At 72.3% G+C, this 13,157-nt stretch carries 9 protein-coding genes; 3 read left to right on the top strand and 6 right to left on the bottom strand.

What is annotated here, in order from left to right; all coding sequences use genetic code 11:
• Positions 1–58: 58 nt before the first annotated feature.
• The 4 genes from AC0KTA_RS03605 to AC0KTA_RS03590 form a co-directional block, all read right to left on the bottom strand.
• A complete protein-coding gene (locus AC0KTA_RS03605) occupies positions 59–1,027 on the bottom strand; it encodes a DUF4331 family protein (protein WP_481053619.1) in 969 nt (322 codons plus the stop codon).
• 142 nt (positions 1,028–1,169) lie between these two features.
• Entirely contained in the window at positions 1,170–2,054 is an 885-nt protein-coding gene (locus tag AC0KTA_RS03600; RefSeq protein ID WP_481053618.1) for a phytoene/squalene synthase family protein, read from the bottom strand.
• Positions 2,041–2,856, bottom strand: a complete 816-nt coding sequence (locus tag AC0KTA_RS03595; protein WP_481053617.1) for a tRNA-dependent cyclodipeptide synthase — start codon at positions 2,854–2,856, stop codon at positions 2,041–2,043. The genes AC0KTA_RS03600 and AC0KTA_RS03595 overlap by 14 nt, the downstream gene beginning before the upstream one ends.
• A 163-nt stretch (positions 2,857–3,019) precedes the next feature.
• Entirely contained in the window at positions 3,020–6,736 is a 3,717-nt protein-coding gene (locus AC0KTA_RS03590; RefSeq protein WP_481053616.1) for an nSTAND1 domain-containing NTPase, read from the bottom strand.
• Between the two features lie 302 nt (positions 6,737–7,038).
• On the opposite strand from AC0KTA_RS03590, the gene AC0KTA_RS03585 reads away from it, so the two are divergent.
• Positions 7,039–7,383, top strand: a complete 345-nt coding sequence (locus AC0KTA_RS03585) for a hypothetical protein (protein WP_481053615.1) — start codon at positions 7,039–7,041, stop codon at positions 7,381–7,383.
• A 99-nt stretch (positions 7,384–7,482) separates the two neighbouring features.
• Here the strand turns inward: AC0KTA_RS03585 and AC0KTA_RS03580 are convergent, their stop codons facing one another.
• The gene (locus tag AC0KTA_RS03580; RefSeq protein ID WP_481056297.1) at positions 7,483–10,494 is read right to left on the bottom strand and encodes an AfsR/SARP family transcriptional regulator; all 3,012 of its coding nucleotides are present in this window, start codon (positions 10,492–10,494) and stop codon (positions 7,483–7,485) included.
• A 481-nt stretch (positions 10,495–10,975) separates the two neighbouring features.
• On the opposite strand from AC0KTA_RS03580, the gene AC0KTA_RS03575 reads away from it, so the two are divergent.
• On the top strand, positions 10,976–11,413 hold the full coding sequence (locus tag AC0KTA_RS03575; RefSeq protein ID WP_481053614.1) for a peptidase inhibitor family I36 protein: 438 nt from the start codon (positions 10,976–10,978) through the stop codon (positions 11,411–11,413).
• 254 nt (positions 11,414–11,667) lie between these two features.
• On the top strand, positions 11,668–12,642 hold the full coding sequence (locus AC0KTA_RS03570) for a hypothetical protein (RefSeq protein WP_481053613.1): 975 nt from the start codon (positions 11,668–11,670) through the stop codon (positions 12,640–12,642).
• 116 nt (positions 12,643–12,758) lie between these two features.
• Here AC0KTA_RS03570 and AC0KTA_RS03565 read toward each other — a convergent pair whose 3' ends face one another.
• Positions 12,759–13,139 (bottom strand): MerR family transcriptional regulator, encoded by a 381-nt coding sequence (locus AC0KTA_RS03565; protein ID WP_481053612.1) that lies wholly within the window; start codon positions 13,137–13,139, stop codon positions 12,759–12,761.
• Between the last annotated feature and the right edge of the window lie 18 nt (positions 13,140–13,157).

The raw sequence follows: 13,157 nt of genomic DNA, 5'->3' as shown, positions 1-13,157 counted from the left end.
GGACGCCGGGGTGGTGCGCCCCCGCGTCCGGCGACCGCGCGTGGAGAGAGTGTCGGTCTCAGGCGGGCGCGGGGGCAGGGTGCGGTGTGCCGAGGAAGGGGAAGTCGGGCAGCAGGTCGGTGTGCGGGCCGATGTGGTCGCTGGTGACTTTGCCGCCGGAGATCATGTTCAGCCGGGCGGAGGTGACGTCGTCCGTCAGGGTCCGCCCGTTCGGGTACGCGGCGGGCTTGGACCGGTCGTAGCGCAGGATGTCCGGCAGGACCGTACGCAGGGCCTTTTCGGCGGCCTGGTCGTCGTAGCCGCCGGTGTGCGCAAGGACCGCGGTCCACGGCTGCAGGTAGGTGTCCCAGTCCTGTGCCGGCTCGGCTGCGTTGTACGCGTCCTTGGCATCGTCCTGGTTGAAGTAGGCCGTGAGCGAGGGATGGGCACCCCGGTCCACTGACTTCAGATGCCCGTCCTGGCGGACGCTCACCCGCCCCCAGACGCCGATGACCGGGGCTGGGCCCAGCTCGAGGGCCGGCATGTCGAGGACGATGCCGAAGACGTTCTTGTCGGCGCCCCAGTCGACTCCGGTCCACTGGAAGTCCTTGACGATCCCGTCCAAGTCCGCGAAGAACGGGTCGCTGCGGAGCCCGGCGGAGAATCGGTAGGGCCCTGCGGCGATGGACTCGGGCCGTGCGGTGAAGGAGACCGGCCCCTCGGTGATGATCTTCTGTCCGCCGGCCTCGTGCGACCGGGCCTGTTCGCCATCCGCGCGGTACACGGTCACGGTCTGCTGCCCGGCCTGGGGCTGTGAGAAGACGAAACTGAAGGCCACATCCGCCTGGTTGTCGCCGTCGGTGTCCACGTTGATGCGGTAGACCGCGTCGGGGTGGAAGGCGTCGCCGCCGGTGGGGGCGACGGGGTTGACATTCATGATCAGCACGGTGCGGTCACCTGCCGCCGTGAAGGCGAACAGATCGGTCATGTCGAGCCGGGCATCGCCCATGGGGGACCGGAGATTCGGCCCGCTGAGGTGGTGTGACATGCCCTCAGCCTCCAAGCCCCTCGCCGCGCGGAGCAGGAGCGACACAGACGCGGACACCCCGCATTCACCCGTTGAGAGGGGCGACGGCGCCGCGTCACGGACCCCACTCCGGCCGTCGGCGGCCCTGCCACACGTCCGCTCTCTACAAATCCTGCCCACAGAACACGAACACGTCGTTGTCGCAATCCGCGAAGCGCTCAAGAGCCAATCGCGCCCGGGCCACCGACTGGCGCACGAGTTCACGGCCGGAGGGATGGACCAGACGTTCCCATTCCTCGGCCGCGTTGAAATACCGCCGGGCCCGGTCGGTCTGCAGTCCTATGAGCTTGCGCAGCGGTCCCGTCGTGTGCCGGGCGGCAAGCAGGACTTCGACGTCCTCGCGCCGCAGGCCGCATCGTTGCAGGTCCTCCAGGGGCAGATACAGCTTGCCCTGGCGCAGGTCCTCTTCCACGTCGATCAGGATGTCGAGCGTCTGCATGCCGTAGCCCCAGGCCATCGCGGCATCCTCGGCCCGCCTGCCGGTCCCTTCCAGCAACGTGCTGAACCAGATGGCGGGCTGTCCGCTCACCCCGTAGAAATAGCGTTCGAGGTCGGACACTGTGTCGTAGTCGCGGACGGTCAAGTCGGCCAGGAGTGCATGGCCTGCTTCCCAGACGCTTTGCTCGCGTACTTGCCAAACGTTGACGAAGTGGGCGAACGCCTGGCACAGCAGGGCCTGTGTGCGCCGCTCCGCCGTCTCCGGCGGTCTGTGCTGCCCGCGCAGGAGCCGGTGGAGCTCTCCTTGGAGAGCGCGCAGGCGCCGAAGCCGGTTGTCCAGGGCGGCGTCCGGGTCGTCGGCGAGGTCGTCGGCGTATCCGCAGAAAGCGATCACAGCATCCCAGTAGGGACGTTTGGCCGGAGGAAGCCCGGACCGCGTCCACGGCTGAGAAGCGTGGTTGTTGCGGCCCAGCAGTTCGGCGCAGTGGGTGTACGCCTCGCGCAGCAGGGAACCGTGCAGCTGCGCGGCGTCCAGCTCATGGTCGTTCACAGGCGGTCCCGGCGCTCACGTCATGAGGGCGGACGACGGCGAACGCCTGGTGCTCAGATGTCCGCAGCGCGCTCCGTAAGGTGTAGAACTGATCGACGTACTCGATGCGGCGGTGGTAGATGGCCGTCGAGCTGGGCACCCCGAAGACGCCCGGGGTGTCGAGCAGAAAGGGCGTCTCGGCGAGCAGATACCGCGCGGCCTGTTCGACTTGCTCCTCGGTGGGCTCGCTGCCGTTGAGGTAGGAACGCAGGACCTGCCGTGCGCCATTCGTACTGCCGGCCCGCACCTGCGGGTCGTCGGCGAACGCCTCCTCGACCTCGCGCAGCAGCGCCTGGTACAGAGGGCGGGTCTCCAGCTCCGACAGCAGGTGCAGCCCGAACCGCTCCGCGGGCACCCCGGCGGCCTGCCGGGCACGGGTCACACGGTTGCGAAGACGCTGGGAGACTCCGCGAACCTTCTTCGCGGCCTGCGGACCCGGGTACCCGGCAGCCAGCAGCGTCTCCCGCAGCCCGGAGTCGGGAATGACGACATCAACGCGCCTGAACGCCCTGGACAACCAGCCCAGCAGCCCCGTCAGCAGCGCCTCACTGAAATAGCTGTTGCCAGGGCTCACCCCTACCAGGACATGCTCCCCCCGGTCCCAGACCCTGTGGCAGTTCTCGGTCAACGGCTCGCAGACGAACCTGAGTTGTGTGGTCGACAGACCCAACGCCCCCCTCTCGCTCCCGGCTTGGTCAGGAAGCGGCACGCGGCACGGACGCCCGCGCCACGATGCCGCTGCACACGTAAATGGTGCGCGCATGGAGGAGCGTTTAATGGGCTAGTAATGGCAATCACCCGAACGAGGGGGGCCGGACAATTGAGCGCCAAGGCGCGTCAAGCCCGGGAGGGGTTCAGATCACTCTGCGGCCCGCCGTCGTTGGTGAAGCTGCGGCAGCAGCTGAACGGCCCGTCGCTGCCGAGGCTCAGCAGGTGGGTCGGTACGGTACTTCCGCGATGTACGCCTTCCAGTCGCGCCGGGACAGCCCGGTGCCCGTGCGGGCGCAGACATCGGCGGCCACCTGCCGCGGAGTGACGCGGTAGCGCTGAAGCGGGACGCGCTCGCCCGCCGCGTACACGGTGGCGCTGTCCGGGCCGAAGGCGAGAGAGATCTGCCGGTCGCCGGGTGTGGGAAGCGCGGCTCCCAGGGCCTGGTTGGCGGTGGTGTCCCACAGTCGCAGCGTGCCCTCGGAACCGCCCACGGCGAGGGTCCTGCCGTCGGGGGAGAAGGCCAGGGCGCCCACCGGCTGGGCGGCGTCCTGCCGTTCGCTGGTGAACGTACCGTCGAACTCCCCGACGCGGCGGCGCAGTTCGCCGTCCCGGAGGGTGACCCGCCCCGAGGTGTCGCCCGCCGCGAACAACCGGCCGTCGGGGCTGAACGTGATCGCGGTCACCGAGTCCTGGCCCAGGCTCACTCGGGTCACCCGGCCGTTCCGCAGGTCGGCCGCCCGGCCGTTCGTGTTCACCAGCAGCCTTCCGTCAGGCCGTACGGCCAGGGCGCCTCCGCCCATCCCGCGCAGCACCTTGGTGCGGTTTCCCCGGCGTACGTCGAAGACATCGGTGCGCCCGTCCTCGTCCTCCCCGCGGGAGAGGAACAGGGATCTCCCGTCCGGGCTCAGCGCCATCGCGAGGCCGCCCTCTCCCTCCCAGCCGGGAGCCCGGAGGGCCTTCGGTGTCCTGTCCCGGCCCGCGGCGACGTCCCAGACGGCGAACCGTTCCCCCGCCGCCGAATCCACCGGGCCCGTCCGATAGGCGAGCGTGCGTCCGTCGGCGCTGAACTCCATGTCCTCCAGACAGTCGGCCACGTACTCCTCAGTGCACCGCAGCCGGGGCAGCTCTCTCGCCCGGCGCCCGGTGCGCACGTCGAACAGCTGGAAGCGGGTCCCGTCGGCCTCCTGCCGGGACCTGGCGAGCAGGCGGCCGTCCGCGCCGAACGCGGCGCCGGACACGGCGGGTTCCAGCCAGGTCGTGGCGGTGGCACCGCGCAGGGCGACCGAGCGCACGACGCCCCCTTGCATCCGGCGTTGTGACAGATAGCGGATGCGACGGTCGTCGAGGTCAAGGCTGAGCTGCCCGACGGAGAGCGTGGTGACCGGATAGCGCAGCACCGGGTCCTCGGCGTCGGACAGCCGCCAGAGACTGATCTCCTCGGCGTCCGACGTCACGATGAACCGGCCGTCGGCACCGAACTCCAGGCTGGTCACACCCACTTGCTCGATGCCCGGCAGCGGTTTGCCGGTCCGCGCCCGCCACCTCCGCACGGCGTCGGGCGTGACGGCCGCCACCGTGCGGCTGTCGGGTGCGAACCGGACCTCCGCACACGCGTCGTCACCCCCGCGCGGCAAGGAGCCGGGAACGGGAAGCCGCCGCCGCTGGGCCATGTCCCACACCTGGAGCCGGCTCCCGGCCGGGCACAGCGCCACCATGCGCTCGTCCGGACTGACGACGGCCGCTTCCACCTGGCCGACAGGGGCAGTGAAGAGAACACGCCGGCGCGCCGTGTCCCAGACGCGGGGGCGCACGTCGGCGGTGTCACCCAGGACGACGGTGCGCGCGGTGGAGCCGAACCCCAGGCTCACCGCGTTCGGCGAGCCGAGCGGGCGTCCGGCCGGACGGCCCGCGGCGATGTCCCAGACGAAGACGCCGTCATCCGTCTCCACGAGGAGTCCGCGCGCGTCGGGGCTGAGATGAGTGGCCGAACCGACGTGGCGGCCGAGACCCGGGTACTTTCCCGTCGTGCGCTTGGTCCGCACGTCCCACTTCGTGACGTGACCCCTGTCGGCGACGACCACGGTGCGCCCGTCCCGGCTCAGGAACTGCTGGGAGTCCAGGCTCTCGGGCACCGTGAACACGTCCTCCTCCGGCTGGGTGTGGGCACCCATGAGTCCCGCGCGGGTCTCCGGTGTGTCGGCCACCCGCCAGGCGGCGACGCTCAGCCGCATGGCCGTGACCGGGTCGGAGAAGCGCATGCCGTTCGCCAGGGCGCTGACCTTACGGGCGACGGCTTCGGTTCTGCGCTTCTCGCTCGTGCGGTTCTGCTGCCAGGCGACCACACCGGCCACCAGTGCCAGGACCAGCAGCACGGACAGCGTCCCCAGCAGGGACCGACTGCGGCGGCGTTCCCTGGCGCGGGCGGCGACAGCGGCGGCCAGGAAAGCCCGCTCGTGCCCGGTCAGCGCGACGTCGCCGTCCGTCCCGTCGAACGCGCCGTCCCTCCCGGCGAACGCCTCCTCCACGGCGGTCAGGCGGTTGCCCCGGTACAGGGCCCCGGTGTCGCGCCCGCTCTCCTCCCACGCGTTCGCCGCGTCCGTCAGGCGACGGTGCAGCCGCAACCGCTCGCGGCCCTCCTCCACCCAGGTGCTGAGCCGGGGCCAGGCCGTGATCAGCGCCTCATGGGCCAGATATACCGAGGACTCCTCCAGGGTGATCAACCGGGCGCGTGCCAGACGTTCCAGGACCGGGGCGGCGCCCGGGCCCAACGCGAGGAGTTCGGCGCGGTCGGCCGGGCGCCGGGTGTCCGGCGCCCCTTCCCCGGGCGTGATCAGACGCAGCAGAAGATGCCGCGCGAGAGCGGCCTCACCGGGAGTGAGTCGCGCGTACACCTCCTCGCCGGTGCGGGCGATGGCCCCTCGCAGGCCGCCTGCCGCCTCGTAGGACGACTCGGTCAGCGCTCGGCCCTTGCGCCGCCGCCATGTCTCGAGGAGCGCGTGGGACAGCAGGGGCAGACCGCCCGGTTCGTCGGTGACCTCGGTGACGAGCCGGGCGGTCAGGGCCCGTTCGACGAGGGCTCCCCGGGTGGCCGCAGGACCGACGATGGCCTGGCGCAGCTCTTCCTGGCTCATGGGCCCCACCAGCAAACTGGCCCCCCGCAGTGCTGCGGCGAGCGCGCGGTGCTCGGCGCACCGGCCGTAGAAGTCGGCGCGTACGGCGATGACGACGCGCAGCCGGCTGTCCGGCTGCCGGGCGGTGAGCAGCCGGTCGATGAACCCTGCCCGTTCCTCCTGGCTCCGGCACAGGGTGAAGGTCTCCTCGAACTGATCGATCACGACGACCGTGTCGCGTTCGCCGTCCGCCGGGGACAGCGGTGCCGCGTGCGCGGCGAGGGGGCGCTCGCCGGGGGTGAGGATGCGAATGGCCGCGGGGCGCCGGTGCGGCTCGTCGGCGTGCTGGAGGGCGGGGATCAGCCCCGCACGCAGCAACGAGGACTTACCGCTGCCGGAGGCTCCGACGAGCGCGGCGAACCGGTTTTCCGCCACGACGGTGAGCAACTCTCCGGTCAGTTGCTCGCGGCCGAAGAACTTCTCCCGGTCGCCCGGTTCGAACCGGGCCAGGCCGAGGTAGGGCGCGGGCTCGTCGTCCGCGGCCGAGGGCACGGCGGCCGCCTCTGCTCCGGCCTCGCGCCAGCGGTGTTCCCACTCCGTCTCGTCACCGCCGCAGGCCGCCACGTAGGCCCGGAGGACCGGCAGCGACGGCAGCCGCTCTCCCGCGGCCGCCTGCGCCAGGGTGGTGACCGAGTACCCGCCGCGCGCGGCCATCGTCCGGTAGGTCGGGCCGCCCGCGTCGCGGCGGAGCGCGCGCAGGTCGTACGCGAAGCGCTGCACGGGTCCCGCATCCGGGTCCAGCGGACTCTCCCGACGCCCCACAGTTCCCTCCCCGGCACGCGGCGGACCGCGTCAAAGTACGCGGGGCCGTGACGCACGGCAACACGCCGCAACAGGCGAGGGCTTTCTTCGGCCACCCCGTGCGACCGGCGGCGTCGGCCTTTGTCCGGAGTGATCGCGGGGGGCTGCCTGACAACGCGGCGGCGGCTGCAATCGACTCATCGGCCAGGGATCGGCCGGTGCCACGGGGGGTTCTCGCCCAGGTGCCTCAGCCGTCCCCCGAGGCCGGACACATCACAGCGATTGGACGAGCCCTACCCGGGCTCAGCCGGGGGAGATACTCCATGCACATCAAGCAAGCGATCGGCGTGGGAGTCGGGGCGGCCGCGACAGTGGTCCTCCTGACCAGCGCCGCGGCGGCCGAACCGGGCGCCGTGCCCGGTGAAGCGGCTTCGGCGGCACGGAACACAGGCAACTGGCCGCCGCCCCGCATCACGGACGCGGGCAGCCGGCCGTTGCCGTACACCGCCGAGGTGGGCAACTGGCCGCCGCCTCGAACCATCACCAGGGGCAACTGGCCGCCGCCGTACGCCACTGACACAGGCAACTGGCCCCCGCCCCGCACCACCAACACGGGCAACTGGCCGCCGCCGCGGCTGGCCGCCGCGATCGGCGTGCGACTCCCCTGACGGGGAAGCCTGCCCGGCCACGGCAGGGCAGTGCGCGTTCCTGAGCCGGTGCCGTCCGCCCAAGTGGGTGGGCGGTACCGGCGCGCCGGGAGGCCATGGTCAGGAGTTGCCGGCCGGGGTGAGCAGGGCACGTACATGTGCGGCCTCGGGGCTTCCGATCCGTTCGAGCAGGGACAGCGCCTCCTGCCAGCAGGTGTGCGCACGTTCCTGCTGACCGAGCCGGCGCAGCGTCCGGGCGAGCAGGGACAGCACACCGGCGAGCCGTCGGTCGCCGCCGATGTCGCGCAGCAGGACGAGGGCGGTTTCGGCGTGCGCGGCGGCCTCACGCGCGCGCGAGGCGGCCAGTTGGGCGGTGGCCATACGGAAGTGGGTCATGCCGGTCCAGTACGGCTGTCGGCTCTCCTGGAACATCACGAGGCCCTGCTGGAACCGTTCCAGCGCCTCGTCATAGCGGCCCGCCTCGTGGAGGGCGAGGCCGAGGGCGTAGTAGCCGTTCGCAAGCCGCAGGGTGGCGCCGAGCCCGCGCCACAGTTCCACCGACTGCTCGGACGCGGCAATCGCGCTCTCGGTCTGCCCGAGGCCCAGTTGGGCCCGGCCCAGGTTCATGAGCATGGCCGTCTCGCCGTAGCGGTTGCCGTCGGCCCTGAAGGCGCTCAGGGCCTGGGTGAAGCGGGCGGCGGCGGCTTGGTGGCGGCCGTGGAAGATGGCGAGCAGGCCCAGCAGGTTGGGCGCGTAGCCGAGCGTGAGCGCGTCGTCGGCGGCGGCGCCGAGGGCATGGGCTCGCTCGGCCTCCTCGCGCGCCCGTTCCGCGCGGCCCGCCAAGTGGTGCACCTGGCCGAGAACCACCCTGGCGCGGCCCTCGGTGCGCGGATCGCCGCCGCGCCGAGCCTCCTCGGCCACGGCCGACGCCGCCGACGCATACGTCTGCCGGTAGGCGCCCGACTCCATCAGGTCCTGCGTCACCAGCAGGACATCGGCGGCCATGGGCGCCAGCGCCGGTTCCGCCGCGCACTGGCGTACGGTGGCGAGCAGAGCGGGCCCCTCGGAGAACACCCAGTCCAGGGCCTGTTGGCGGTCGTCGAACGGCAAGGCCCGGCAGGCGGTGGGCGCCAGATGTTCCAGCAGCCGGTCCCCCGGGTTCTCCAGCGCGTACGCGTGGCAGGCCGTGGCCAGGTAGAAGCCGAGCAGGCGGGACAGCACGGCCCTCCGGTCCCCACCCGGGTCCTCGCGTACGGCACGGTCGCGTGCGAACAGCCGCAGCAGGTCGTGGTAGCCGTAGCGGCCCGGGGCCGCGGATTCCAGCAGACTGATGTCGACCAGGGACTCCAGCAGCCGCTCACTGGTGTCCTCGCTCTCATCCAGTACGGCGGCGGCCGCGGCGAGGGAGATGTCGAGGCCGTCCGGCAGCGCGAGGCGGCGGAAGGCCCGGGCCTGCGCGGGCTCCAACTGGCCGTAGCCCAGCTCGAAGGAGGCGTCCACGGCGAGGTCGCCGAGGCGCAGCTGGTCGAGTCTGCGGCGTTCGTCGGTGAGCCGCCCGGCCAGAGTGGAGACGGCCCAGGCCGGGCGGGCGACCAGGCGCGCGGCGGCGATACGGATCGCCAGCGGCAGGTATCCGCAGGCGGCGACGGTCTCACGGCAGGCGGTCGGCTCGGCCCCGGCACGCGGGGCGCCGACGATGCGGGTGAACAGGGCAAGGGCCTCCTGCTCACTCATGACGTCGAGGTCGAGCACCTGGGCGCCGGGGACCGTGACCAGCCGGGCGCGGCTCGTGATCAGCACGGCGCACCCCGGGGCGCCGGGCAGCAGCGGACGCACCTGGGCCTCACCGTGTGCGTTGTCGAGCAGCACGAGGACCCGGCGTCCGGCCAAGGTGGACCGGTAGAGCGCCGACCGTTCCTCAGGGTCGTCGGGAAGGGCGGAGTCGGGGACTCCGAGGGCGCGCAGGAAGGCGCCAAGGACGTCGTGGGGCCTGGCCGGCCGGGCGCTCTGGCCGAGGAGGTCCGCGTAGAGCTGCCCGCCGGGGAAGTGGCCGCGGACGGCGTGGGCCACCCGTACCGCCAGCGCGGTCTTGCCGACGCCGCCGAGTCCGCGCACCGAGGCGATGGGCATCACCCGGCCCGGGTCGCGCAGCAGTTCTCGCCGCAGGTGTGCCGCGGCGGCGGCCCGGCCGGTGAAGTCGGCCAGCTCGGCCGGGAGTTGGGCCAGGCGTGCCGCCTGACGCGGCGGCTCGTCCGCGCCGCCGGTGCCGGGGGGTGCGGCGAGGCCGGGGTCCGCGCGCAGAACGCGCTGGTGCAGTGCCGTCAGCTCCGGGCCGGGACTGACGCCGAGTTCCTCGTCGAGCAGGCGGCGGGTGTCGGCGTACACGCCCAGCGCCTCTCCCTGGCGTCCGCCGCGGTAGAGCGCCAGCATCAGCAGGGCGCGCAGGCCCTCACGCAGCGGGTGCTCGGCAGTGAGTGAGGTCAGCTCGGAGACGGCGTCAAGGTGTCCGCCGAGCTCCAGGTCGAGGGCGAGGCGGTGTTCGAGCAGGGCCAGGCGCCATTCGGTCAGCCGGGAACGCTGGGCGTCGGCGAAGGGGCCGGGGACGCCGCCCAGGGGTTCTCCGTTCCACAGCGCCAGCGCGTCGCGCAGGGCCCGCCGTGCGCGGTGCGGGTCGTGTGCGGCACGGGCCTCGGCCGCCTGCGCCTCGTACTTCTCACACACCGCCAGGTCAAGTGCCCCGTCCGGCAGGGCAATCGCGTATCCCCCGGCCTCGGAGACGAGGGTGCGGCGGCCGAGGACCTTGCGTAACCGGGAGGCGTAGGTGCGCAGGGCGGGGAGTGCCTGGGCGGGCGGCGCCTGTCCCCATATGGCGTCGATGAGTTCGCTCGCCGTCGCCGTGCGCCCGGCCCGCAGTAGCAGCGCGGTCAGCAGGGCCCGTTCCTGGGGGCGGCCCTCGGGCAGTGCCTCCGTACCGCACCGCACACGGACAGGACCGAGCACCTGAAAACGCAGTGGGGGCGCGGGCCGCCGGGCGTCGTGGGCCGGGGCTGCGCCCTGCGCGGGAGTCCGGCCGGGGCCGGGCGGTGCGTGGCGGTGGGCGGGAAGCGTGAAGCCGAGCCGTTCCAGCGGCATGCCGAACATCTCCTCGAGCACCCGCCGGCTGGCGGGGCGCGGGCATGGCGGATCGGGCTGCCGCCAGCGGTGCAACTGCCGTACGGTGATCCGCCCCGGCTCACCGAGCCGCCGCGCCGTGGCGTCGTACACCGCCATGAACACCGCCGGCTGCTCCCACTGGCGCCGGGCGCACAGCCGGGCGAAGACCGACTGCCGTGTCGCCATGTCCGCCTCCGGGCTCTCTTGTTCCGGCAGACGGCTCAACCTAGCGGCCCCCGGGATGCGGTCACAGGTGTCTTACCGGACGAAAAGTCCGGCCGAAAGTCCGGCGGCTCGGCCGCGGCACGGCTACTGGACGGGGCCGACCACGCTCTTTCGACGGGCGAGCCGTCTCGTGGGCGCGCTCATCGGACGGACAGCGCGCGGAGGCAGCCTGGTGAGCGCACCGGTGTTGACTCCTTCTCGTCCGGCACATCGGTGCAAAGGAGAGGACGGGAACATGACGGCACGCATTGCCACGCGTCTGGCGTTGGTGTCAGGTGCGGCGCTGCTGGGCGGGGGTCTCGCGTTCGCCCCGTCGGCCGGGGCGGCCTCGCCGCAGGCCCCGGCACAGACGTCGGCCAAGGGTTCGGAGCCGGCTGCGGCGAAGCAGGCCGCTGCTCCGCCCGGCTGCCCGCGCGAGTACTACTGCGTCTACCTGCACGCGAGCTACCGGGGCGAGGACTACTTCTTCAAGGACAACAACCCGTCGTGGAGGCGCTGGGCCATCTTCAACAATGACTCCTCATCGTGGAACAACGGCCGTTCGGGCCTGGGCGTGGCCCTCTACGGCGAGGAGAACTACGGCCGCAAGCTGGGCTGTCTCCCCAGGGGGCAGGGCTGGACCCAGCACCGGCCGAACGACGACGGCGAGAGCAACAAGTGGATGCGGTGCTGAGGGCCTTCCCGATCGGCCCCGTTGTGACCCGCTGAGCAGCACCACAGACCCCGGGCCGGGCGCGTCGCGAGCAGGGCTCGCGCGGGCCTGCCCCGGGACGTCCGGTGACCCGGTGTCCGGGTGTATGGCCCCGACCCGGCAGCCGGGACCGGGCAGCCGGGCGCGCGCCCCCGGGCAGGGCGCGCGCTCGGTTCCCAACTGGCCTTCCCCGAACCGCCCCTGCCCGCTACGGCGTACCCGACCGGAGGTCCCCCATGCAGCGAGTCGTGACACCCCGCCGGGCAGCGGTCGCCGGATGCATGGCGCTGCTGCTCCTCGCGTCGTGCTCCCCACAGGAGCACACCGCACCGCACCGCTCCGCCCGGCCTGAGCAGCCGACCGTACTCGACAGGGCCGCCCTCGCACGCGTCAAAGGCACCGAGGCGCAGCAGCAGCGGCTCCATGACGCACAGGAACGGCTCGTCGTCCGCTGCATGGCCGGCCGGGGCTTCCGCTACCGGCCCAATCCCTGGTTCGTGCCCCGTACTCCCGGCGAGGACGACCCACGCCGGGGTGATCAGGTGGAGCGACGCCGCCAGTCCGGATACCAGGCCGCCGCGCACCTGCGGAAGGCGCGGCTCCCCGCGGACCCCAACGCCGCCTACGTACGGTCCCTGACCCCGGCGAAGCGGACCTCGTACACGGCGGCGCTCTTCGGCACGCTCGGCCACAAGGTCCAGACCGAGCTCCCCGACGGCAGCGACACCTACATGTACGCCGACGGCTGCAACGCGCGGGCGCTGCACACCCTTTACGGGAATCTGGTGGTGTGGATGAGGGCGCAGATGGTGGCGACCAACCTCGACGCCGAGATCGACCGCAGGCTCCTTGAGGACAAGCGGGTCGTGGCGCTCGACGCTCCCTGGCGTCGGTGCATGGCCGCCGCCGGGCACCGCTACCGCGACACGTCCGCGGCAAGGTCGGCGGTCTTTGACGCGTACGACAAGGCGTTGCGGAAGAAGACCGCGCGCGGCGAGGCCGCTGCGAAGCGCCGCGAGACGGCGGTGGCTGTCGCCGACGCCACCTGCGACGCGTCCGTGGGCAGGGCCGGGCTCGTCCGCTCGCTCGACCGTCACTACCGCGAGCAGGTCGCCAGGGATCTCGGCCGCGAGATCGCCACCTACCAGTCCCTGCGCGCGAAGGCGCTGCTGACGGTGGAGCGCCGGGACGACGCCACCAACCACGGCTGACCAGGAGCTGCCGCAGGCGTCCGCTCCGGCGCACGGACGCGGTTCATGCGTGCCTCGACCAGCCGACCGAGGCTGCCGGCGGAGTCGTGGACGCGTCCGCTGCTGAACTCGCGTCCCTATCCGTTGCGGCCGACCCCGGCGGTGATCGCTTCGCCTGCGTGGATGATCGAGCTGAGCATGGTGTGGGCGGCTTGGAGCTGTTCGATGGAGCGGCTCAGGCGCTCGCGTTCGTGCCTGAGGTCCTGGGCCATTTCCTCGCAGGTTGGCGCCAGGATGGCTCCCTCTTCAGCCATACAGGGCAGCACCTCCCGGATCAGGTCGGTATTCAGCCCGGCCGCGAGCAGGATCCGGACCCGGCGCACGGCGGCCACATCGGACTCGTCGAACTCGCGGTAACCGCTGGCTCGCCGCTGCGGTCGCAGCAACCCTTGCTGCTCGTAGTACCGCAGGCTCCTGGTGCTGACGCCGGTGCGCCTCGACAGCTCGCCGATGAACATGTGACTCCCGGCACAGAA

This window comes from Streptomyces sp. Y309, assembly GCF_056712025.1.
Note: the sequence above shows the minus strand (reverse complement) of the source record. Positions and strands in the feature narration are given on the sequence as shown.